Below are 22,984 nucleotides of genomic sequence, written 5' to 3' on the forward strand. Positions count from 1 at the left end.
GCGTCCGGTCACTGTTTGCTCGACTCCGGCGTAAGCGATGAGATCGAGCGGTTGTGATGAATCCGGTCGATCGCTTCGGCGAACAGGGGAGCTGCGGAGAGCACGATCAGGTTCGCAAGCTCCCCTTGCCTTTGAATCGGCAAGGTGTCGGTCACCACCACTTCCCGGATCGCCGGATGGGAAAGCCGCTCGCGGGCTGGGCCTGAGAACACCGCATGCGTCGCGCAGAGGATGCCTTCCGGACGCGCTCCGTTTTGCACCAGCCCTTCGATCACCTTGACCAGCGTCCCCCCGGTGTCGATCATATCTTCGATGATGATCGGAATCTTGTGTTTCACATCGCCGATCACATGGGTGATCTCCGCCTCGTTGTGCTTCGGTCGGCGCTTGTTCATCAGGGCGACCGGCAGATCGAGATAGGTCGCCAAGCGCTCGGCCGTCTTCGCGCGCCCCGCATCGGGCGAGACGATGATCGCATTGCTCAAATCTTTGGTGCGCAGATGATCGGCGATCAGGTCGAGCGCCGTCATGTGATCGACCGGGATGTCAAAAAAGCCTTGGATCGCCGGCGCATGCAGATCCATCGTCAGCACGCGCTCCGCCCCGGCTGTGGTCAGCAGATCTGCCAGCAGTTTGGCAGTGATCGGCTCCCTTGGCTGATCTTGCTTCTCCTGACGTGCATAACCGTAGTAAGGCAAAATCACATTAATCATGCCGGCAGAAGATCGCTTGAGCGCATCGATCATCACCAGCAGTTCCACAAAGTGGTCGTTGACCGGATGGGAAAAGGATTGAAACACATAGACATCCGATCCCCGCACGCTCTCGTCGATGCTGACATACGTCTCCCCGCTGGAGAAGCGCGACAGGCGCGCCTCGCCAAGCGGCACACCGAGCAGGCGGCAGACCTCAGCTGCCAACTTCGGATTGGACGAGCCGGCAAAGATCTTCAGGTCATCAAGCGGCCGCTTCACCCTGCATCACTCCTATCGCTCAAAATGTGATCTATCTTACAGAAAGTGTCCCAGTTTAGAGTTAGTCTAATAACAGAATCATTACAAGTCACCCACACGGATGACAATTGACGAGGAGGAGATTTCATCATGGCATACGAGATCAAAGGCACAAAAACTGCAGACAATTTGAAAACCGCATTCGCAGGCGAATCCCAAGCGAACCGTCGCTACCTGTTCTTCGCAGAAAAAGCGGACGCAGAGGGCGCTGTCGAAGTTGCTGAGCTGTTCCGTGCGATCGCAAACGGCGAGACCAAGCACGCGTTCGGCCACTTCGATGCGCTGCGCAACAACGGTGAAGGCGACCCGGTGACCGGGCTTCCTGTCTCCAACGCGAAAGAGATGCTCGCATCGGCGATCGCAGGCGAGACGTACGAATATACCGAGATGTACCCGGGCTTTGCTAAGACCGCTCGCGATGAAGGCTTTGACGAGATCGGCGAGTGGATGGAAGTGATGGCAAAAGCGGAGCGCGTACATGCGCAGCGCTTCCAAAAACTGCTCGACTCGATGGAGTAATTCTGCTCGATCCGATCGGTCCGCCCTGTACATCATACGTGCGGGGCGGGCGCTTCATCATCACGACTCAGGAACCGGAGGTGGATTTTTATGACGACGATTACGAAAAGCGACATCGTGGCACTCCCAACCTATCGCCAAGGGCGCGACGAGTATGTCAAAAAGATGATCCAGTACAAGAAGGCGCGCCGCGTGCGCTTCAATCAAGACATCTCGCTGTTGTTTGAAAACAAAAGCACCGTCATGTTTCAAATCCAGGAGCTGCTGAACAACGAAGACCTGACCGACCCGAAAGAGATCGACGAATATATTGAGATCTATTCTGGCATGCTGCCCGGGGAGAATGAGCTGTCGGCCACCCTGTTCATCGAGACGGACGAGCAGACGGCGCTCACCGAACTGCTGATGAAGCTCAAAGGCATCGAACATCACCTCTCCCTCGTCGTGAACGGTGAGACGATCAAAGCGGTGTTCGAAGAAGAGCATGACGACCGCGAGTTCACAACGTCTGTCCATTACCTCAAATTCCCGCTGACGGGCACGGCGATCGCCTACATCGCCAACGGCTCTTACGAACATGAGAGCGTGCAGCTCGTGCTGGATCATCCGCACATGAGCGTCACCGTTCAGCTCTCCGATGAGACGATCTCCTCGCTGGCCAAAGATTTAGCCTAAGAGATCATGATCGGCGTGCGCAGCGGTCCTGCCGATCTGCTCGCGCACCTTTTCCTCAATTTCATGACCTGCTATCACTCACTTTATGCGAACGCCCATCGCGCTCTTCTGACGCGATGGGCGTTTTTGCTACACATGCAAGTTGAGCTCCCGTCCCAAACTAAGAGCGGGAGGTGGTCAGGTATGTTGACAATACCCGGCTTTCTGTTGATCAGCCTCATTCTCTTCGGCCTCTTTTTCCTCTGGTATTGGGCGGTGCATCGCAACGGGGTGTACAACGCGGCCAGAGCGAACGATGAGGATGCTCTCGCGCAGATGAGCGGCACCGACCGATTGCGCCCGACAGCTTCCAACAGGTTTGCGACCGCGGAGATCGGAACGATCGGCGAGCGCGAAGACGGTCTGGAAAGCGGACAGCGCCCGATCACCGATCCGCACCGACTGCTGCCCGCCCCTGCTGGGCGAGCGCGCACACGCCGCCTCGTCACGCCGATCAACGACACAGAGTTTGCGGCGATGCCGACAGCCGAGTTCGAAGCGCTGCCCGATCAACTGCCCGATCAACTGCCCGTGCTCGGCGACGACGCGGCCGCATCCGCTCAACAGCGCGACAGCAGATGATCCGCTACAGTCGGTCAAGTCACCCCCTTCAGCCTGTTTGGCGAAGGGGGTGTCTTTTTTCTGCAATCTTTTGAAATATTCTTGAAACAATTTTGCCAAAAATCAGACTAATATTGTATGGCTAATCTTTCTTATCTGAATCGATTAAGTTCTTTCATATGGAATGTAAGGGGGAGATTGCAATCATTCGCATGCTCAAAGGCTTGCTGATCGGGCTCGCCGTGTTGCTCGGCATCTTGATGATCGGGAATCTGGATAAGATCTTCATCCAGTCAGCTCCTGATCGCGTGATCGTGACCACGAAAAAAGTCGGCGCGGTCAGCTTGGAGAAAATTATGGAGAAATATGAGGGGACCGAGGTGTACGAAGAACGGTTCGGGTTGGTCAAAGTACCGTATGGACAGGTCAATCGATACGTGCAACTTCTCAAAGAGGACAAAGATATTCGCATGGTCAGCAAGATACAGATCGAGCCGAAGCTCGACTTCAAAAACTTTGTCGTCGAAGTTCGCGACCAGCTCGTCGGGTACACGGAGGGAGAGTTCGGCACGATCACCTACCGCAACCGGATTGACCGAGAGCTGCCGATCGATCTGCAGTTGGGCAAGATGGTCAAGCGCTCCTTCTCCTACCTGATCCCGGGAATCTTGACGGCGATCGTCGGCGGATTTGCGCTGGCGCTGCTGGCGATCTGGCTGCCGAAGGTCGGGTCGGTGCTCGACAAGTTCAACCGGCTGTTGCTCGCCATGCCAGACTTTTTGATCATCGCTCTGATGCAGACGATCGCTATCCTACTTGCGATCGCCTCGGGAAAAAAGGTGCTGACGATCATGCAGTTTGCGGATAACACGCCTTTCCTGATCCCCTTTCTGGCGATCTCGCTCTTGCCGACCGCGCTGATGTACGGTGCGTTTCGCATCGCCGTCACCCGCGAATGGGATGAAGGATACATCAAGACCGCCTATGCGAAAGGGGTGAGCCGCAGCCGCGTGATCCTCGTCCATATCCTGCGCAATGTGACAGAAGACCTGCTGGCTGTGCTGCCGCGCGTCGTGTCGGTCGCGATCACCTCGCTCGTCGTCGCCGAGGTGATGTGCGGCGTGTTCGGGCTGGGCGGCTATGCGATCAACCCCGACCTGTTCAAGGTGACCTCCCTGCCGGCGACCTGCGCCATCCTCGCCTGCTTCGGTCTGCTCACCCACGTGCTCGTCGCCATCCTGCGCAAATACCTCGTGGTCAAGACGAAGGAGGTGGCGTAGATGGTCAACCTGCAAAAGGCGGCTCAGCGCGACCGCTTTCAATACAAGCTCTCCTGGTTTCTGCTGCTGTTGCTCGTGTTTGTCACCGCGTTCGGCTCGGTGCTCGCACCGCATGGCACCACGGTCAAATACAAGATGACCTACGATTATCAGATCATCGACGGCGAGCGGAAGATGGTGTCCGCTCCCTTCCCGCCGACCGAAAAGTTTTGGCTCGGCACAGACCATCGCGGGTATGATCTGGTCTCCCTGCTGCTAAACGGTGCGAAGTTTACGATCGGGTTTGCGCTGTTGATCACCATCTTGCGCTTCTGTATCGCCCTGCCGCTCGGGATGTACGCCGGGACGAGCGGCAGGGGCAAGTCGATGATTCACACGATGCAGATGGTGTTGACCGCGGTGCCCGCACTGCTGATCATCTTTCCGATGATGTACAGCCTCTATCAGGTGATGTCCAAAGATGATGCGGCGCTGTTGCTGTTCGTGATGATGGTGCTGATCGGCGTGTTTCCGATCGCCAGACAGTTTGCCGACCGCTCCGAGTTTTTTAGCAGCAAGCTGTTCGTCTCCGCCTCGCGCTCGATGGGCGCTTCCACCCCGCGGATCATCGGCAAGCATCTGTTTCCGCATCTGCGGCCGGAGATTCTGTTTGCCTTTCTGACCGACTTCGTCCAGGTGCTGTTCCTGATCGGTCAGCTGGCTGTCGTCAACATCTTCCTCGGCGGCGGTGAAGAGGTGCCGATCGACCCGGATGCCAATCCACCGATCTACTATCTGTTGACGACGAGCGGCGAGTGGGGCGCGATGATCGCCTACGGGTCGAAAATGTTGCGCAACTACCCGTGGATTTTGCTCAGCTCCGCCTGTTTCATGGGCGCTGCGATCCTGATCATCTCCAACTTCTCCGATCAGTTGCAAAAGCGCCTCCAGCGGCCCTATCTCTACACGTCGCAAAAGGTGCGCAAGCCGCTGATGGAAAACAACAAGCGGTTGGCCGCCATCGCGATCGGCTGTCTGGTCGGCTTGTCGCTGATCGTCTGGAACAAATATGACCCGCCGCAGATGGCGGGTGAAAAGATCACCTCTGACGATATCAGGCGCTTTAAGGAGATGAAACAGCAAGAGTCCTACCTGAACTATTACACACCGAAGTTCAAAGAGACTGCTGCGCTGTTCATGACCAACTTGACACATGATAGATGGCAGAGCAACGAAGTGTTGATCTTCAAAGAAAAAGGTCATGAAAACGCGTTCACAACACCGCCTCCCGCCTACCAAGCTTGGTTGGACGCGCTGGTGAGCAAAAAGTATTTCTTCGTCGATACTGGCGATGTGAAGCCTGCTGGCGACGGACAGTTCTCCGTGAAGATCAAGATCAAGCGGGCGGACGGAGCGGAAGAAGAGTGGACCGTGATGATGAAAGTTCCCAACTACATCGTCGACATCAAAGGCGGGCCCGGCCAGTAGCAGGACAGCTTGTGGTATAATGTGCCAAGAACAATTGAGAGGAGCTCTTGATGATGACCACTTTTTATGACTTGTCCGCACAGACGGCAGGCGGAGAGACTCGTTCCTTTTCCAGCTACCGCGGCGATGTGCTCTTGATCGTCAACGTCGCTTCCAAGTGCGGCTTCACCCCTCAATACGAAGGTTTGGAAAAACTGTACCAGACGTATCGCGAACAAGGGCTTCACATCCTCGCCTTCCCGTCGAACGACTATGGCGCGCAGGAGCCGGGCACGATCGAAGAGGTGCAGCAGTTCTGCTCGCTCAACTACGGCGTGACCTTTGAGCTGTTCGATAAAGTGCATGCCAAAGGGGCGGATCAGCATCCGGTCTATCAATACCTGACCGCGCACGCTGCGGAGTCGGGCGATGTGCAGTGGAATTTTGAGAAGTTCCTGATCGGTCGCGACGGCGCGATCGTCGGTCGCTTCAACTCCCGCGTCGCACCGCAGGATGCGGAGCTGATCAGCGCGGTGGAACAAGCGCTGGCCAACAAGTAGTACGGACGCTAAAGACCCCCTCGCCACAGCTGGCAGAGGGGGTCTTTCCCATTTTCTTGCTATCTCGTTGTCGTTAGAGCGGCAAGCGATAGTACCCATATGCGGTGCGCACTTCAAAGCCGCAAGAGCGATACAGCCCGAGCGCGTTGCTGTTGTCTGTCGCCACTTCCAACCCGATGCGCGTGCGCCCACTGCGCCGCATCTGCTCGGTCAGCGACCAGAGGATGAAGCGGCCATAGCCGCGACCTTGACAGTCTGGATGCACGACAAAGCCGTAGAAAAACGCGCTCGACTCGTCGCTCTTGAAGATCGAGATCGCGGCGATCGTCTTTCCTCCCGCGCGCGCGATGTAGATCTCGCGGCTCGGATTGCTGAGGTCGGTGGTCAGGCTTTTGCTCATCTCCTGCTCCGGCAGCCCGAAGCCGACCGCCATCAGGTGCCCGACCGCCTTTGCGTCCGCCTCCGACGAGGCGCGCACCAGCTCCAAGTCTGCCGGTTGCGGCGTTTTGCCTTCCCCCGTCAAATCCATATAGTGCTCCGAATGATCGTAGGTCGTCGCGATTCGCTCGACAAACGATAAGCCCGCGTTCGACTTCTCCTCGACGATGAAGAGCATCGAGGGGATGTTGCGGGCGATGCACTCGCTTTTTGCCGCCGCAAGCAGTTGGCTGAACACGCCGCGTCGGCGATGCTCTGGATGCACCATGCCGCTGATCTCGATCTCGCTGTCGAGAAACCCGTACATGCCCAAAAATCCGATCAGCTCTCCCTCATGATAGAAGAGAAAGTCGTTGCTGACATCCCCTTTGCGGCTCTTGAGCATGTCGAGGTTCAGCTTGAGCGTCAAGCTGTCCTGTTCGTTTACGCGGTTGGCAAGCGCGACGATCGCTTCGATCTCCGCCGCTGATAACGTCTTTCTCGCCTCTACGGTCATCTCTGTCCCCTTTTCCTTCCTGATCGCTCGCAGTCCCTCCGCCCACAACTTCATTCGCGGGTAGAATCGAGCGAGCGGCGCCTCCCGCCATGTGCAAGGAAACGCAAGAAACTTTTCTATCTTGAACAATTGTGCAAATCTTCGCATCGATATGATTATCTTACAAGCAACCTTCCGTTTTTTCAAACTGCTCGACTCTGTTTGCTCAAACCAGTTGACAGAAATTTTCAAACTGTCATATACTGAATATAGCCGATCAAGAAAACCTGATCGAACAGAAAAAATAGATCGTAAGTTTCCCGATCGAGATTTGAGGTGGGCCATGAACCAGGAACCTGTCTATGATGTCACTTCGCTAGACCAGATGAAGGCGCTGTCGAACAAAGTCCGCGTGCAGATCCTCAAGCAGTTTGAGGAGGAGCCGCGCACGTCCAAGCAGTTAGCCGACCTGTTGGGTCTTCCCGCTTCCAAAGTTCATTACCACGTGCGGGAATTGCACAAGGTCGGACTGCTCGTGCTGGTGGAGACGAGAGAAAAGGGCGGCGTTGTGGAGAAATACTACCTGCCGATCGCGAAACATATTCGCGTCTCCTTGCAGGAGACCGACCCCAGCCAGGAGCGGAGCACCGAGCGGGAAGCGATGGTGATGGGCAGAGCGTTTATCGAGGAGTACTTGAGCGCCTTGGAGAAATCGCTCAACCTGACGGAGCAAGCGATCGCCCGCGGCGAACAATCGCCCGGGTCAGGCCCGGTGATCGCGATGGAGTATTTGCATCTGTTGCCTGAGCAGCAGTTGGAGTTGCGCCAGGAGATCAAAGAGGTATTGAATCGTTGGCAACAGCGTTACAGTCATCAGGAGAAGTCTGAGCACACGCGCCCGTGGCGGGCGTTTCTGTCGCTGTTTCCCGATTAGTAGGCAGCACAGCTTGCAGACAAAAGGAGAGAGTTGAACATGCTTTCGTTTCTGAGGGGCAACCCGCGATATTTTCGCTATTGGATGGCCACATGGCTGTCCGAGTTTGGCGATTGGATGCGCAACATGGCTTTGATCTACATGGTGATGGAGCTGTCGGGCGAGTCCCCGTTCGCCATCTCCTCCATCTTTTTTGCCGAATTCGCACCGATCTTCCTGTTCGGCTTTTTCATCGGCGTGTTTGCCGATCGCTGGGATCGGCGCAAGACGATGCTCGGCGCCATCCTCTTCCGCGTGCTGGTCATGCTGATGATTGTCGTGGCGATCTCGATCGAGTCGCTCTGGATGATCTATGTCGGCGCGTTCATCTCCACCATCGGCACCCTGTTCTTCCGCTCGCCGGCCGGAGCGTTCGTGATGCAGTTCGTGCCGCGGCCGGAGCTGAAGACGGCGATGAGCTTGCGGCAGATCACCAACTCGACGATGATGCTGATCGGCCCTGCTGTCGGCACCGCGGTGTTTCTCACCTATGGTGGGGCGGTAGCGCTCGCGCTGACCGCGCTGCTGATGGTCGGCTCCTCCCTCCTGATCTTCAGCATCAAAGTGCCGCCGTCCGCTCGGGAGGCGGATGATTCGGCCGGCAAGTTTAAAGGTGTCCTGCTCGACATGATGGAGGGGTTCCGCTACTCCTGGTCGAATGCGGCCGTTCGTCCCCTGCTGCTCACCCAGGTGTTTTTAGGCCTCGGCTCCGGGCTGATCAACGTGGTGGAGATCTTTATCGTCACCGAGTTTCTCGGCCTGCCCAAAGAGATGCTCACCTGGCTGGTCACGACGCAGGGCGGCGCGATGCTGATCGGAGCGCTGATCGTCCAGCGGATGAAGACAGCCTCCTATCGCCTGCTGTCCTACGGGCTGCTGCTGATGGGGCTCGGCTTTGCCGGCCTCGTCGCCTACCCCTCGATCTGGGTGACGCTGCTCTTCATGGTCTTGTTCGCCTTTGGCAACTCGATGCTGACCATCGGCATCGGCACGACGATGCAAACGTATGTAGCGTTCGAATACCAAGGGCGCACCGGCACGACGGTGATGACGCTGTTCAACGGGTTTATGGTCATCGCCATGCTCACCGCCGGCTGGTTGCAAGCAGCTCTGACGACCGTGCCGCTGGTGCTCGCCTCTGGCGTGCTGACCGCGTTCGGCGGGCTCGTCTGCTACTACATGTACCACCTCGCGCACAAGTCGGGCCTGACCGCCGCCGCTCCCTCAAAAGCGACAGAGCAAGCGTGAGCAAAAAAGCGACTCCCCCGCATCTGCGATAGCTTTCTGCCCACTCTGACTTTCCGCCGCTACAAAGACACCCCCGAGCCCCGCAGATTGCGCGGTGCTCGGGGGTGTTCGTTTCTGCTGGCACTCTGTGAAAACGCGACCCGACTGCAAACTGCCCGCCGTCAGAGAGCGATCGGATAACGCTCCCTCGCCCGGAAGCCGCAGACCTGTCGATAGCCGACGCTCTTCAGCAGCGCGTACACTTCGTCAAGCCCTGCCCCGACCGCGCTCGGCTGGTGCGCATCGGAGCCGACGGTGAGCGGAACGCCGTGGCTGTAGAGCATCTCCAGCAGTCTGCGGCTGGGGAACTGCTCCGCACAGGGATAGCGAAGACCGGATGCGTTGACCTCCACCGCCACGCCCGCCTCGCGCACTGCGACGACCGTCTCTTCGAACAGATGCTCATACTGAGCAGCGCTCACCTGTCCAAATCGTTTGATCACATCGAGGTGGCCGAGCGTATCGAACAGGCCGCTCTGTGCTGCCAAGCGCACCTGGCGAAAATATTCGGTGCAGACAGCGGCAGGTTCGCATGCTGCCCACCGCCAGAGCTCCGCGCTGTTGGTGATATCCCAGTCGCCGAGAAAGTGTACCGAGCCGATCGCATAGTCGAACGGATAGGCGGCGAGCAGGCGGCCGATCGCCTCCTCCTGCCCTTCGATCCAATCGGCTTCCAACCCGACTCTGAGCTCGATCTGGCCTGCATATTTCGCCTGAAGCGACAGCGCTTCCTCCACATAGTCGGGCAGCTGATCCCACCGCATCGCCGAATCCGGTGCCACTCGATCTGGCGGCAGGTGCAAGATCGGCTGATGATCGCTCAAGCCAAGCTCGACCACCCCTTTTGCCAGCGCTGCCTGCACATACTCTTCGAGCTCCCCGACCGCATGCCCACAGCGGACATGGTGCGTATGATAATCGACCAGCATCTGCCCTCCTCCATTTCCACTCCATCCTAAATCAAAACGGCAAGGCTCAAATCATCATTCACCACGGCCAGGTTGAGTTTTTTCAAGACGGACATAATTTATCTCATAATTCCGTAAATTATAAAATGCTTCATCATTCCAGCTTGGGAAGCGAGGTGGTTGCCTGTGGCGCACATGATCAAACATGAAAGTTATGAAGCGACCAGGTCCCGCTATGTGACCTTGGTCACCGAGAACTCACAATATGATCTGGTCATCAACTACACATCCCATTTCTTGGGGAAAGTGCTGATCTTGCACATTCAGACCAATCGGTTTGGCATCCTCGACATCCACGACATTCGCGACCCTGCCGTCTTCTCCGATACGCTCGGCCTGACTCATCCTGAAGATGTGATCGAGCTGAGCCACTATCTCGAAGAAGTGATGCCGATGAACTTCACCCCGACGCAATATTGACCTGACAGCCCCGCCGATCGGAAGAAGAGGAGTGCGCTCCTCTTCTTTTGTCGTCAGCGTGGTTCCTCGTTTCACCGATGGGCGCAAGCAGAAGTTCAGCGCGAGGATGCGGTTTGCTCCGCCTGCTTCCCTCGCCTGGTCTCCAGCAGTCGCAACACCTCGTCAAAGGGGAGCTTCTGCTCCTGCAACAGCACGAACAGGTGATAGATCAGGTCGGACACCTCAGCGGTCAGCTCGGCGCGATCCCCTTTCATCGCCGCGATCACCACCTCGGTCGACTCCTCGCCGATCTTCTTGAGAATTTTTTCACGACCCTGCTCAAACAGATAGGTGGTGTACGCACCTGCCGGACGAGTTTCATCGCGCTCCGCAATCAGAGCGGCCAGTTCTTCCAGCAGCGCATAGCGCAGCTTCCCCTCGCTTTGGCAGCAGTCCGCCCCTTCGAAGCGCTGCGCCGCAAAAAAGCAGGAGTGCGCCCCTGTGTGGCAGGCGACCCCGGTCTGCTCCACCAGACAGAGCAGCGCATCCTTGTCACAATCGAAGCGCAGGGAGACCACCCGCTGTCGGTGACCGGATGTCGCCCCTTTGTTCCACAGCTCCTGCCTGGAACGGGACCAAAACCACATCTCCCCGGTCAGCACCGTCTGGCGGAGCGATTCCTCGTTCATATAGGCGAGCATCAGCACCTCCAGACTCTGCGCATCCTGCACGATGCAGGGAATCAGGCCGCTCTGCTCATCATACTTCAACTCCTCGATCCACCGATCGTTCATCGCACCGCCACTCCTCGCTCTCTGAGATATGCTTTCACATCGCCGACCGTGCGCTCTTGAAAATGGAAGATCGAAGCGGCGAGCGCCGCATCGGCCAGCCCTTTTTCAAACACATCGCCGAAGTGGGACAGCTCTCCCGCCCCGCCCGAGGCGATCACCGGAATCTGCACCGCCCGCGCGACGCGACGGGTCAGCTCCAGATCGAAGCCGCTCTTCTGCCCGTCCTGATCGAACGATGTCAGCAGGATCTCTCCCGCCCCTCTTCGCTCCATCTCCTTCGCCCATTCGATCGCCGACAAGCCGGTCGCCCGCTTGCCAGCATGGATCATCACTTCCCAATCCTCGCGATCTCGGTCATATCGCCCGTCGATCGACACGACGATGCACTGCGAGCCGTAGCGCTTCGCCGCCTCGTTGATCAGTTCGGGCCGCTTCACCGCCGCCGTGTTGATGCCCACCTTGTCCGCACCTGCGCGCAGCAGATCGCGAATCTGGGCCAGCTCCGACACCCCGCCGCCGACGGTGAGCGGGATGAACACCTGATCGGCGGTGCGGCGCACGATGTCGAGCAGGGTGGCGCGCCCTTCGTCAGTCGCGGTGATGTCGAGCAGCACCAGCTCGTCCGCCCCTTCCGCCTCATAGCGTTTCGCCAGCTCCACCGGATCGCCCGCATCTCGCTCGTCGCGCAGAAACGACACATTTTTGACCACCCGTCCCGCCTTGATGTCAAAGCAGGGGATGATCCGCTTGGTCAACATCGCACATCCCCCCGCTCGCTCGAACGCTCCACCGCAGCCAGCGCCTGCGCCAGATCGATCTGCCCTTCGTAGAGCGCGCGGCCGACGATCGAGCCGACGACGCCCGCACGGCGAAAGCGCGCCAGCTGCAGCAGATCGCCCACCTCCTTGATGCCGCCCGAGGCGATCACCTCAAGCCCGGTCTGCTCAGCAAGCTCGACGATCCCTTGCACGTTCGGCCCGGCGAGCGTTCCGTCGCGCGAGATGTCCGTATAGATCACGCGGGTCGTGCCTGCTGCCCGCAGTTCCCGCGCCAGTTCGACCGCCGTCAGCTCAGACGTCTCCAGCCAGCCGTCGACAGCGACCTTGCCCGCCTTCGCATCGATCCCGATCAGGATCTGCTCCCCGTATTCCTGCAAAGCGGCTCGCACCAGCTCGGGCCGTTTCACCGCAGCCGTCCCCAAGATCGCCCGCTTCACGCCGAGCGAAAACAGCCGCTCCAGCGTTTCAGTTGAGCGAATCCCGCCGCCGACCTGCACCGCAAGATCGGTCGCCTTGACGATCGCCTCGATGACCGCCCCATTTTGCTGCGCTCCCGCTTTCGCCCCGTCCAGATCGACGAGGTGCAGCTCGCGCGCCCCAGCCGCCTGAAAGCGGTGCGCTACCGCAACCGGGTCGCGATCATAGACGGTCATCTGCTGATAGTCGCCTTTGAGCAAGCGCACCGCTTGCCCGCCGTGCAGATCGATCGCCGGATAGATGGTAAAATCGTTCATGCCTTTGCCCCCTCCTCCGCCACGCGCAGAAAATTATCCAGCAGCTGAAGCCCGACACGACTCGATTTCTCCGGATGAAACTGCATGCCGAACACATTGCGATCGGCGACGATGCCGGGCACTTCGCCATGATAGTCGGTCGTCGCCAGAATCACGTCTCGCCGCTCTGGCTCCACATAGAGCGAATGCACCCAATAGACGTAATCGCCGCTCTCCACAGCGGTGAGCAACCTGTCCGCTCGCTGCAAAGCCAGCCGATTCCAGCCGATGTGCGGGATCTTGAACGATCCTTGAAATCTCTTCACAGACCCAGGGATCAGGTCGAGACCTGCGTGGAGCCCATGCTCCTCGCTCGACGTGAACAGCAGCTGCATCCCCAGGCAGATGCCCAGCAGCGGTTTCCCCGCCCGAACCAGCTCGTGAATCGCTGGCACCATCCCTTGTGCGGTCAGGTTGGTCATCGCATCACCAAACGCGCCCACCCCGGGCAGAACAGCAGCATCTGCTGTTCGCACCAGCTCGGGGTCGCCCGTCACCACGATGTCGCTGGTGAACGTTCGCAGCGCTTTTTCGACGGAGCGCAAGTTGCCCATGCCATAATCGATCACCGCGATCATCGCTCACAGCACCCCCTTGGTCGAAGGGATGCCCGGCCGCTTCAGGTCGCTGGCCACCGCATCTGCCAGCGCGCCGCCAAACGCCTTGAAGATCGCTTCGATCATGTGGTGCGTGTTCGTGCCGTAGAGAACGCGGATGTGCAGCGTCACGCCCGCATTGCCGGCAAAGGCGCGGAAAAACTCTTCGACCAGCTCCGTCTGAAACGTGCCGACATCGGCGCGGGGAAAGGCTGCCTGAAAGACGAGGTACGATCGCCCCGAGATGTCGAGCGCGACATGCGCCAGCGATTCGTCCATCGGCGTGAAGCGGCTGCCATAACGGCGAATCCCCGCCTTGTCGCCGACCGCTTGGCGAAACGCTTGACCGAGCGCGATGCCGAGATCTTCGACCGTGTGATGATCGTCGATGTCGACATCCCCCTGCGCCAAGATCTTCAGATCAAAGTTGCCATGCGCGGCGAACAGGTCGAGCATGTGCCGCAGAAAGGGCACGGGGAGCTGCAGATCGCGCCGCCCCGAACCGTCGAGATTGAGGGCGAGCTCGATCTGCGTTTCGGTCGTGTTTCTGCAGATCGCAGCGTGACGGTCAGCCATCGTTTCGCTCCCTCCCCTCTTTGGCGAGGCGAACGCGAATCGCTTGCGCATGCGCGGTCAGCCCTTCCGCTTCGGCGAGCGCGATCACATGGTGCCCATTCCGCAGCAGCGACTCTTTGCCATAGCAGATCAGCGATGATTTTTTGATGAAATCATCGACAGACAGCGGCGAGGAAAAGCGAGCGGTGCCCGCTGTCGGCAGCGTGTGGTTCGGCCCGGCGAAATAGTCCCCGACCGGCTCTGGGGAGTAAGGTCCGACGAAGATCGCACCCGCATTTTCGACGCGGCCCGCCCAGCTGAGCGCATCTTCCACCAACAGTTCCAAATGCTCTGGCGCCATGCGATCGACCAGCGCGAACGCCTGCTCCAGATCGTCCGTCAAAACGATCGCGCCTCGTGCGGCGAGCGATTCGGCAGCGATCTCCTTGCGGGGCAGCCGCTCGATCTGCACGGCGAGCGCGCGCGCGACCCGGTCTGCCAGCGCCGGCGACGGGGTGACGCAGATCGCCGCAGCGCGGGGGTCATGCTCCGCCTGTGCCAGCATGTCGGCCGCCACATAGTCGGGATCGGCGCTGTCATCCGCCACGATCATCACTTCGGAAGGGCCGGCGATCATATCGATCGCCACCTTGCCGAACACCTCCTGCTTGGCCAGCGCCACATAGAGGTTGCCCGGTCCGGTGATCTTGTCGACCGGGCGAATCGTCTCCGTGCCGTATGCGAGCGCCCCGATCGCCTGAGCGCCACCGACGCGGTACGCCTCGGCGATGCCGAGCTCGCGGATCGTCACCAGCACGTGCGGGTCGACCTCTCCTGCTCGATCGGGCGGCGTGACCAAGACGATCTCTCGCACTCCGGCCACCTGAGCGGGGACGGCGTTCATCAGCACAGAGGACGGATAGGCGGCACGACCGCCCGGCACATAGATGCCAACCCGTCGCAACGGCCGGACGATCTGCCCGAGCAGATTGCCCTCGCGGTCGGGCAGCAACAGCGAAGTGCGCGTCTGCGCCTGATGAAAGCGCCTGATGTTGTCGTGCGCCTGGCGCAAGGCGGTCAAAAACTCGGCTGTTACCTGCCGATACGCCCGTTCATAGGCGTGATCCGGGATGCGCAGATCGTCCAGCGCAACGCCATCATATTGAAGCGTACAGCGCTTGAGCGCCCGATCCCCTGCCGCCTGAACGTCTGCGAGGATGGCGCGCACCGCTTCGCGCTCCGCCGCCTGCTCCTCCTCCTGCCGGTCTTTGCACAGATAGTCTGCGAGCTGCAGCACTTCGATCATCACACCGCAGCCCCTTTCACCACGACAGCCTGCAGGTTGCGCACCAGCAGATCGATCGCTTTGTATTTCAGGCGGAAACTCATCCGATTGGCCACGAGGCGCGTGGAGATCTCCATGACCTCCGCCTGCACGACCAGACCGTTTTCGCGCAGGGTGCGCCCCGTCTCCACCACATCGACGATGCACTCGGCAAGCCCGATCAGCGGGGCGAGCTCCACCGAGCCGTTCATGCAGATCACTTCCGCCTGCTGACCGCGACCGCGGAAAAACTCGGCGGCGATCCGCGGGTATTTGGATGCGACCTTTTGCATCGGTTCGCCCGCCATTCGCTCTGGCAGCCCCGCCACCGCCATCTTGCAGCGACCGATGCCCAGATCGAGCAGTTCGTACAGATCGCGGCCCGCCTCGACCAACACATCTTTGCCCGCGATGCCGATGTCTGCCACCCCGTGCTCCACATAGGTGGGCACATCGACCGGCTTGGCCAACACGTATCGAATCGTGCCGCAGGAGCTCTGCAAGATCAGCTTTCGCGACTGCAGACCTTCTGGCTGCGGCAGTCCGGCTGCGGCCAGCAGCCGGAGCGTCTCGTCTAAAATCCTTCCTTTGGACAGCGCGATGGTCAGCGCTTGTTCGCTCATCTCTCTCAACTTCCTTTCTCGATCACTGCCTCACTGTGAAAACAGGTGGCAAAAATCGCTGTACATCGCCCGCAGCAGCTTGGTCGACGTCAACAGCTTGCCCTTGCGAAACGGCACTAAGGTCACATGTTCATCCACCCGCTCCTGCATCGCCCGCTCCACATCCTCCACCCGCTGGGCGGTGATGATAAAGTGCTTGGCGCGCAGAAAGGAGGCAAACCCGATCACCGGATAGCGATCCTCTTCCGCATAGAGCAGCAGATAGCGCTCTTTCGGATCTTTGGGCAACGCTTTCTCCAACATCTCCAGCACCCGCTCGATGCCGATCACAAATCCGGTCGCCGGCACCGACCGCCCAAACTTCGCGACCAGCTGATCGTAGCGTCCGCCCGAGCAGATCGGAAACCCGACCTGCGGCGCGTATCCTTCGAAAATCGCCCCGGTGTAGTAGCGCTTGGTCAACAGCAAGCTCAGGTCGAGCTGCAAGCACGACTCCACGTTGTGCAGGACGAGGACATCCCAGATCGTGCGCAAATTGTCCAGCGCGGCAAGCGCTTCGGCCGACGCGGTCAGCTTCGCCGCTCGCGCCAACACCTCGATGCCGCCCCGCAGCTGGGGCACTTCGCGCAAGATCGCCTGCGATGCTTCCGCCTCCACCTCCGCTGCCACCAGCTGGTCATACGCGACAAAATCTTTTGCCAGCAGGGCGCAGGCCAGCTTCTCGCGCACGCTCTCCTGCTCGATGTGCTCCTTGAGCAAAGCGTGCAAAAACTGCACCTGCCCGATCGCCAAGCAATAGCCCTGCACGCCTGCCGCCTCTAGCGCAGTGATCAGCAGCGCGATCACCTCCGCATCCGCATCGGGGGTCTGATCCCCCATCAGCTCCACGCCCGACTGGGTGAACTCCACGGCGCGCCCCGCTTCCAGCCCGTGCTGGCGAAAGATGCTCGCATTGTAGGACAGGCGGACCGGCATGCGCCTGTCCTGCAGAGAGGAGGCGAGAACGCGCGCGATCGGCGCTGTCATGTCCGGTCGCAACACGACCGCCCGACCTGATCTTTCAATAAATGTGAACAGATTGTCTTCCTCTTCGCGATAGGCACCGTTGGCAAACGTCTCCGCATATTCGAACGTCGGGGTCACGATCTCCTCATAACCCCAATCTCTGAGCACGACTGCGATCTTCTTTTCAATCTCGCGCTTTCTGGCTGCCAGCGGCGGCAAGATGTCGCGCACACCGCGCGGCTTTTCAAACAGAATTGGCTGGTCCATCCATTTCACACCCTTTTCACTTTAGTCTGCTAATATGCTAAAGTATTTGGCTACGGCTATCCTATCACGGCAGATTGGGGCTGTCAATGAAACTTGCCGATCTGATCAGCAGATCATTCCCAGTTGTAATTTTTAAAAAATAATAGTAGAAAAACAATATTGATTGAGTTAATATATTTGTACATGTAAAAACCACATAGGGAGGCGCATCAAGCCATGTCAATCATTTCGAAAGAGCCGAGCAAACGGAAGCTATCTGAACGTGAACGACAAATGCAACAAGAGGTTCTGAAACGCTTTCGTTCAAAGGTCAGCCCTTCTTTGGGCAAGTTGGTCAAGGAGTCTGAAGCGGTCGCCAAACAGTTTATCCCGAGCCCCTATGAGGCGCTTGAGTTTGGGACGGAGGCTCCGTTTGAAGAGGGCAAGAACAATCACGGCATCTATGGCTTGGAGCGCATCTACGAAGACAGAGCAGTGTTGACTCCGTATTTTGAATGTTCCGCCTACTGTCGCTACTGCTTTAAAAAGACCCGCACCTTGGGTGGCGAAGCGAAGCGGATGTCAGATGAGAACATCGACGCTGCGATGCGATACATTGCCAGCGACTCGCGGATCAAGACGGTGCTGATCACCGGCGGTGACCCGTTTATCGACGCTGAGCTGCTGGAGCGCGTGTTGACTCAGGTGGTCGAGATTCCCCACGTGCGCAACATCCGCGTCGGCACGCGCAACATCCTGTTCCAACCGGAAGCGATCACCGACGAGCTCGCCGAGATGATCGCCCGCTTCAACCACATCGACTATGAAAATCCGAAAAACTCCCGCAACATCTCGGTCGGCCTGTCGCTCAACCACCCGGATGAGCTGACGCCAGACGTGATTCGCGCCGCTCAGCGCTTCATCAGCCGCGGGGTGATCATCCGCGGTCAGACCGTGTTGATGAAAGGCATCAACGACGATGCCAAGACGATCCATGAGCTGATCTCGATGTTCCTCGCCGTCGGCATCGTTCCTTACTACCTGTTCCACTGCATGCCGGTCGTCGGCGCCAAACACTTCCGCACCTCTGTGCAAAAGGGAATCGATATCCTGCGCGAACTGTCGCCGTTCTCCGGCTCGACCGCGCCTCACTACGTATACGTCACGCCGATCGGCAAGCACCGCGTCGGCCCCGGCCACCATCTCGACTATGTGGAGATCGACGGGCTCCGCTACATCAAAGCGAAGACGCCCTACAAGGCGACAGATTTCCTCGAATTCTCCGACAATACCAAGCTGCCACCTCTGCACGAGATCGACGAGGACGGGTATGTGATCTCCTACTATCTCGACGGTGATGACAACGAACTGGAGGTTCTTGCATGACTCAGCAAAAAGCGTACATCTTCTGTGAAAATCTATACCCGCTCGTACTCGCCCGCCGCGCCGTCTACGCGAAGGATGCGGGCTATCGCACCATCCTGATCTCCACGGAGCTCTCAGCGCCGGAGATCAAGTCGCTCCGCGACTTTGAAGAGTCCAAGCTTGAGGGCAAGACCGTCTTCGACGTCATGATCCCCACCGACTTGTTCGACCTCGACACGCTGCGCCAACACGTGGCGGAGATCGAAAAGGAAACGCCGATCGGCGGCTTTATGTGCGGCATCGGCACGTTCCACAACGGGTCGCTGGTCGGCTCCAACGTCTCGATCTTGGCGGAAGAGCGCGGGCTGGTCTCCCAAAATTCGGATGCGGTCTTCCGCTGCAACAACAAGTTCCTCACCCGCGATGCCCTGCGCGCAGCCGGTGTGCCCACCGTCGATTTTGGCATGGCGACAGACGAGGAGACCGCTCGCGTTCATGCGAGCCGCATCGGCTATCCTGTCATCCTCAAGCCGGTCAACGGCGCCGCTTCGCACATGATCGTCAAATGTTCGAACGAGGAGGAGCTGGTCAGCAAGTTCCGCGATGCGATGGAGCGGCTTCCGAACTCGACGAACAAAGGCTCCTACGAGTCGGCGCACAGCTACCCAGATCGCAGTGGCACGGTCGTCCATTTCGATCCGATGACCTCGATGCTGGTGGAAAAATACATCCCCGGCCGCGAAGCGAGCGTCGAGATGATGATCACCGAAGATGAGTACATCCCGTTGCTCGTCCATGACAAAGTGACGATGTCTGAGCGCGAGCGGTGCTTCTATGAGCATCTGCTGGTCGTGCCTCCACAGCGCTTCACCCAAGAGGAAGAGCAGGAGATGAAAGACTACGCGGTGGCGGTCGCCAAAGCGGTCGGACTGAAAAACTCGTTCTCCCATGTCGAGCTTCGCTACGGCGACGACGGGATGGGGCCGCAGCTCTTGGAGATCAACCCGCGCATCGGCGGCATGTGGGTGCAAGAGAGCATCAAGGCGCTGGTCGGCATCGACCCGCAGCCCATTCATGTCAAGATGATGGACGGCACCTTTACGGCAGAGTCCGAATACAAGTCGAGCGACGAGATCCACGCGATGTTCACCATCTATCCACCCCATTCCGGCCTGCTGGAAAAGGTGGACGGCCTGGAGGAACTGAAGCAGATTCCCGAGATGATCCACTCCAAACAGGCAGTCCCGAACGGTTCGGTCATCTACGCAGAGGATGAAGAGTGCTTCTTGGTGATGTGCTTCATCAAGACAGACTCGTACGAGCGCGTTTACGAAATCTACGAAGACGCCTGCAAGATGGTCTCCTTTACGATCAACCAGAATGTTACATCACAGGAGGAAGTGGCTAACGCATGACAACAGCAGTTCCAGCTCCAGAGAACAAAAAAGCGTTCCGACATCTCTATCAACTGACTGCGGGCAAGACGATCTCCGACATCGGCAACAATTTCGATATGGTCGCCCTGAACATGTTCGTCTACCTGTTGACCGAGAGCGCAGTCTACATGGGGCTGTTCATGGCCGTTCGGCTGGCAGGCGCGTTTATCACCGGTTTTTATGCGGGCATCCTCGCCGACCGAATGAACCGCAAGCATCTGATGATCCTCTCTGATGTCGGGAGGTCGCTCGCGCTGGTCACCTTGGTGCTCACCCCTGCTGAGTATCAGACGATCGTGCTCTTCCCCGTCACCTTTTTGATGGGATGCTTTTCCACGCTGTTTGGCGTGTCCTTGCAGTCGAGCATCCCGGTGATCGTCGGCAAAGAAAATGTCGTCAAGGCCAATGCGGTGCTGACAGCATGGGGCTCAGTCGCGATGGTGATCGGTCTGTTCGGCGCCGGGATCTTGCTCGGCAAAGTCTCCTACCAGACCGTCTTCGTGATCGATGCGATGACCTACCTGATCTCGGCGCTCAACCTGATCTCGCTGCCGATCAAGACCAGTGAGCAGCGCGCAGGTGCAGCTCAGGAGAAAGTTTCGTTTTTCAGCGAGTTTCGCCTCATCTATTCCTACATCCGCACCTTGCCGATCCTGCTCTCCCTGATGGCGATCCGGCTGATCGACACGTTCGGTTCGGCCGCTCACAACGTCGGGATGCCGATCTTCTCGGCACAGTTGAACCCAGCGCAACCTTCCCTGTACATGGGGATGATCTGGGGGGTCTGGGGCATCGGCAACCTGATCGGTTCGCGGGTGATGGCGAAGAAGTTTACCGGAAACGATGTCGCAGGCAACGAGCGCGCCTTTGGCATCGCGACATTCTTCATGTCGCTGTTCTTCATCCTGATCTTCTTCGAAAGTCCGATCTGGCTGATCCTGATCTTCGCCGTGTTTGCTGGAGTCGCGGACGGCGTGTCGATGATCTGCTACAGCACCCGCCTGCAGCAGACGCCGGATGAGAAGCGCGGTCGAATGTTCGGCGTCTCCTCCACCTTGCAGACGGTCGGGTTCGCAGTCGGCATGGTGATCTGCTCGCCGCTGTTCGAACTGCTCAAGCCGGTGGCGGTCGTCGGCATTCTGCACGGCCTGCCGATGATCATGGCGCTTCTGTTCACCCTCTACTATTTTGGCAAATGGAAAGCCAATCGCTCCTCCGCAAACAAAAGCCACGATGTCGCTTAGACATCGTGGCTTTTTCTCGATTGCAGCCCCGCTCCGCCCACCAGCGGGCACTTCCCTTTTCCCACTCATTTCAATTGAAAAAAAGCCTTGCACTCCAATTTTAGTCGACGTATGATTGAGTGTAGTAGTTTAAAAGATGATGTAATTTATAAATATAAAACAGAATATCTAAACTGGAGGTCTTAAACAGCATGAGCCGACCACAAGCTATCGTCTTTATCGACACCGTATTAGCCTTGATGCTGACCCGTCGGGCAGCGTACGCAACCGATCAAGGATATCTGACCTATCTGATCGCACCGCCTTTTCCGGAAGCTCAGCTCGAAGCGCTCAGACGCTTCGAGACGGACAACCGCGAAGGCCGCTCGATCTATACGAAAATCTATCATCCAGAAAACTTTGACCTTCAATCGCTTGGCGACCTGTTGGCGGAGATCGAGCAGGAGGCCGACCTGAAAGGTCTGATCGTCGGCAACGGCCCGTTTTCCAAAGACGGTCTGATCGGCGCACATGTGGCAACGCTGGCAGAACAGCGCGGGCTCCCTTCCCAGAATGCGGACGCGCTCTACCGGTCGAACAACAAATACTTGATGCGCGACGCACTGCGCGCAACAGGGATGAACACGATCGACTTCGGGCTGGCTGTCGATGCTGAATCAGCCCGTGCGCATGCGGAGCGCATCGGCTATCCGCTGCTGATGAAGCCGATCAACGGCGTCGCCTCGCACCTGATCTTAAAGTGCAACGATGAGCGCGAACTGTTGGAGAACTTCCAGCTGGCGATGGAAAAAATGCCGAGCTCTTCCTTTCAAGACTTTTACTCGGGCGCGCACAGCTATCCGAACCGCGCAGGGGAGCTCCTCCATTTCGACCCGATGCGCTCGCTGTTGATCGAGCAGTACATCCCCGGTCGCGAGGTGTCGGTCGAAGTGCTGATCACCGAAGACCGCTACATTCCGCTCCTGATTCATGACAAGATCGACCTGATCGAAGAGAGCCGCTGCGTCTACGAGAACATGGCGATCGTGCCGCCTGTGCGCTTTAGCGAAGAGGAGCGCCGCGCCCTCGAAGCTTGCGCCGCGCAGGCGGCACAGGCGGTCGGCTTGAAAAACTCGATCGCGCACATCGAGCTTCGGTACGGGGAAAACGGCCTCGGCCCGCAGGTGATCGAGATCAACCCGCGGATGGGCGGCGGCTTTATCAGCGAAAGTTTGAAGCAGATGGTCGGGATCGACTACAACCAAACGTATGTGGAGCTGATGACCGGCACCTATCAGGCAAAAGAGACTTACGAAGTGCTGCAAGACCATCATGGAATGTTTCTGCTCTTCGCTCCACACGCCGGACTGCTGCAAGCGATCGAAGGCATCGACGAGCTGAAAGAGCTGCCGGGCATCATCCACGTCATGCAACCGGTCCCACCGGGCACCCAGATTCAAGGGGATGACGAAGAAGTGATGTTGCTGGTCGTCTGGATGAAGTGCGACTCTGCTGATCACCTGATCGACACCTACAACAAAGCGCAGGAGATCGTCCAATTCAAGATTGACAGGACAGAAAATTCCGACCATACACTCGCCCAAAATTAAACCACTTGGAGGGATTGCGAAC

Annotated in this window: 24 protein-coding genes; 13 read left to right on the plus strand and 11 right to left on the minus strand. The window is 58.4% G+C overall.

The genetic code is table 11. The features are described 5' to 3' along the window. Positions 1-8 precede the first annotated feature (8 nt). Complete coding sequence (locus ACFSOY_RS18465) at positions 9-974, minus strand: ribose-phosphate diphosphokinase (RefSeq protein ID WP_386049195.1); 966 nt, start codon at positions 972-974, stop codon at positions 9-11. A gap of 129 nt (positions 975-1,103) precedes the next feature. Here ACFSOY_RS18465 and ACFSOY_RS18470 point away from each other — a divergent pair, with 129 nt between their 5' ends. The 6 genes from ACFSOY_RS18470 (at position 1,104) to ACFSOY_RS18495 (ending at position 6,093) form a co-directional block, all read left to right on the plus strand. Beyond that, entirely contained in the window at positions 1,104-1,532 is a 429-nt protein-coding gene (locus ACFSOY_RS18470) for a rubrerythrin family protein (protein ID WP_386049196.1), read from the plus strand. A 90-nt stretch (positions 1,533-1,622) separates the two neighbouring features. Then, complete coding sequence (locus ACFSOY_RS18475) at positions 1,623-2,207, plus strand: DUF3501 family protein (protein WP_386049198.1); 585 nt, start codon at positions 1,623-1,625, stop codon at positions 2,205-2,207. A gap of 183 nt (positions 2,208-2,390) precedes the next feature. After that, positions 2,391-2,828, plus strand: coding sequence for a hypothetical protein (locus ACFSOY_RS18480; RefSeq protein WP_386049200.1), 438 nt, complete (start codon positions 2,391-2,393; stop codon positions 2,826-2,828). Between the two features lie 191 nt (positions 2,829-3,019). Further along, entirely contained in the window at positions 3,020-4,087 is a 1,068-nt protein-coding gene (locus ACFSOY_RS18485) for an ABC transporter permease subunit (RefSeq protein WP_386049202.1), read from the plus strand. Further along, entirely contained in the window at positions 4,088-5,554 is a 1,467-nt protein-coding gene (locus ACFSOY_RS18490) for an ABC transporter permease (protein ID WP_386049204.1), read from the plus strand. A 53-nt stretch (positions 5,555-5,607) separates the two neighbouring features. Further along, complete coding sequence (locus ACFSOY_RS18495) at positions 5,608-6,093, plus strand: glutathione peroxidase (RefSeq protein ID WP_386049513.1); 486 nt, start codon at positions 5,608-5,610, stop codon at positions 6,091-6,093. A gap of 73 nt (positions 6,094-6,166) precedes the next feature. On the opposite strand, the gene ACFSOY_RS18500 is transcribed toward ACFSOY_RS18495, so the two are convergent. Further along, positions 6,167-7,027 (minus strand): GNAT family N-acetyltransferase, encoded by an 861-nt coding sequence (locus tag ACFSOY_RS18500; protein ID WP_386049205.1) that lies wholly within the window; start codon positions 7,025-7,027, stop codon positions 6,167-6,169. Positions 7,028-7,349: 322 nt separating this feature from the next. Here ACFSOY_RS18500 and ACFSOY_RS18505 point away from each other — a divergent pair, with 322 nt between their 5' ends. Continuing rightward, positions 7,350-7,940 carry an ArsR/SmtB family transcription factor gene (locus ACFSOY_RS18505; RefSeq protein WP_386049207.1) on the plus strand — a complete coding sequence of 197 codons (591 nt, stop codon included), beginning with the start codon at positions 7,350-7,352 and terminating at the stop codon, positions 7,938-7,940. 39 nt (positions 7,941-7,979) lie between these two features. Then, positions 7,980-9,227, plus strand: coding sequence for an MFS transporter (locus ACFSOY_RS18510; protein WP_386049209.1), 1,248 nt, complete (start codon positions 7,980-7,982; stop codon positions 9,225-9,227). 161 nt (positions 9,228-9,388) lie between these two features. Here ACFSOY_RS18510 and ACFSOY_RS18515 read toward each other — a convergent pair whose 3' ends face one another. Further along, positions 9,389-10,195 carry a histidinol-phosphatase HisJ family protein gene (locus ACFSOY_RS18515; protein WP_386049211.1) on the minus strand — a complete coding sequence of 269 codons (807 nt, stop codon included), beginning with the start codon at positions 10,193-10,195 and terminating at the stop codon, positions 9,389-9,391. 174 nt (positions 10,196-10,369) lie between these two features. Between ACFSOY_RS18515 and ACFSOY_RS18520 the strand changes: the two genes are divergently transcribed. Then, positions 10,370-10,654, plus strand: a complete 285-nt coding sequence (locus ACFSOY_RS18520; RefSeq protein WP_386049514.1) for an SAV0927 family protein — start codon at positions 10,370-10,372, stop codon at positions 10,652-10,654. A 95-nt stretch (positions 10,655-10,749) separates the two neighbouring features. Here the strand turns inward: ACFSOY_RS18520 and hisIE are convergent, their stop codons facing one another. From hisIE to hisZ, 8 genes are read right to left on the minus strand one after another with little or no spacing between them, the layout of a single operon-like run. Beyond that, positions 10,750-11,427: a bifunctional phosphoribosyl-AMP cyclohydrolase/phosphoribosyl-ATP diphosphatase HisIE gene (gene hisIE, locus ACFSOY_RS18525; protein WP_386049213.1), complete on the minus strand. Its 678-nt coding sequence runs from the start codon at positions 11,425-11,427 to the stop codon at positions 10,750-10,752. Continuing rightward, positions 11,424-12,185: an imidazole glycerol phosphate synthase subunit HisF gene (gene hisF / locus ACFSOY_RS18530; RefSeq protein ID WP_386049215.1), complete on the minus strand. Its 762-nt coding sequence runs from the start codon at positions 12,183-12,185 to the stop codon at positions 11,424-11,426. Before hisF ends, hisIE begins: the two co-directional genes overlap by 4 nt. Beyond that, entirely contained in the window at positions 12,179-12,940 is a 762-nt protein-coding gene (hisA, locus tag ACFSOY_RS18535; RefSeq protein ID WP_386049217.1) for a 1-(5-phosphoribosyl)-5-[(5-phosphoribosylamino)methylideneamino]imidazole-4-carboxamide isomerase, read from the minus strand. The genes hisF and hisA overlap by 7 nt, the downstream gene beginning before the upstream one ends. Continuing rightward, a complete protein-coding gene (hisH, locus tag ACFSOY_RS18540) occupies positions 12,937-13,557 on the minus strand; it encodes an imidazole glycerol phosphate synthase subunit HisH (RefSeq protein ID WP_386049219.1) in 621 nt (206 codons plus the stop codon). The genes hisA and hisH overlap by 4 nt, the downstream gene beginning before the upstream one ends. 3 nt (positions 13,558-13,560) lie before the next feature. Beyond that, positions 13,561-14,151, minus strand: a complete 591-nt coding sequence (gene hisB, locus ACFSOY_RS18545) for an imidazoleglycerol-phosphate dehydratase HisB (RefSeq protein ID WP_386049221.1) — start codon at positions 14,149-14,151, stop codon at positions 13,561-13,563. Continuing rightward, positions 14,144-15,436 carry a histidinol dehydrogenase gene (gene hisD / locus ACFSOY_RS18550; protein ID WP_386049223.1) on the minus strand — a complete coding sequence of 431 codons (1,293 nt, stop codon included), beginning with the start codon at positions 15,434-15,436 and terminating at the stop codon, positions 14,144-14,146. Before hisD ends, hisB begins: the two co-directional genes overlap by 8 nt. Beyond that, positions 15,436-16,077: an ATP phosphoribosyltransferase gene (hisG, locus tag ACFSOY_RS18555; protein WP_386049224.1), complete on the minus strand. Its 642-nt coding sequence runs from the start codon at positions 16,075-16,077 to the stop codon at positions 15,436-15,438. The genes hisD and hisG overlap by 1 nt, the downstream gene beginning before the upstream one ends. Positions 16,078-16,107: 30 nt before the next feature. Beyond that, positions 16,108-17,349 carry an ATP phosphoribosyltransferase regulatory subunit gene (hisZ, locus tag ACFSOY_RS18560; RefSeq protein WP_386049226.1) on the minus strand — a complete coding sequence of 414 codons (1,242 nt, stop codon included), beginning with the start codon at positions 17,347-17,349 and terminating at the stop codon, positions 16,108-16,110. A 216-nt stretch (positions 17,350-17,565) separates the two neighbouring features. Here hisZ and ACFSOY_RS18565 point away from each other — a divergent pair, with 216 nt between their 5' ends. The 4 genes from ACFSOY_RS18565 to ACFSOY_RS18580 all read left to right on the plus strand — a co-directional run bounded on the left by ACFSOY_RS18565 (position 17,566) and on the right by ACFSOY_RS18580 (position 22,962). Then, complete coding sequence (locus tag ACFSOY_RS18565) at positions 17,566-18,714, plus strand: KamA family radical SAM protein (RefSeq protein ID WP_386049228.1); 1,149 nt, start codon at positions 17,566-17,568, stop codon at positions 18,712-18,714. Beyond that, on the plus strand, positions 18,711-20,108 hold the full coding sequence (locus tag ACFSOY_RS18570; RefSeq protein WP_386049229.1) for an ATP-grasp domain-containing protein: 1,398 nt from the start codon (positions 18,711-18,713) through the stop codon (positions 20,106-20,108). The genes ACFSOY_RS18565 and ACFSOY_RS18570 overlap by 4 nt, the downstream gene beginning before the upstream one ends. Continuing rightward, the gene (locus tag ACFSOY_RS18575) at positions 20,105-21,373 is read left to right on the plus strand and encodes an MFS transporter (RefSeq protein WP_386049231.1); all 1,269 of its coding nucleotides are present in this window, start codon (positions 20,105-20,107) and stop codon (positions 21,371-21,373) included. The genes ACFSOY_RS18570 and ACFSOY_RS18575 overlap by 4 nt, the downstream gene beginning before the upstream one ends. A gap of 191 nt (positions 21,374-21,564) precedes the next feature. Continuing rightward, complete coding sequence (locus tag ACFSOY_RS18580) at positions 21,565-22,962, plus strand: ATP-grasp domain-containing protein (RefSeq protein WP_386049233.1); 1,398 nt, start codon at positions 21,565-21,567, stop codon at positions 22,960-22,962. Positions 22,963-22,984 lie beyond the last annotated feature (22 nt).

The sequence above is a fragment of the Tumebacillus lipolyticus genome (assembly GCF_042682745.1).
Classification (GTDB): Bacteria; Bacillota; Bacilli; order Tumebacillales; family Tumebacillaceae; genus Tumebacillus_A; species Tumebacillus_A lipolyticus.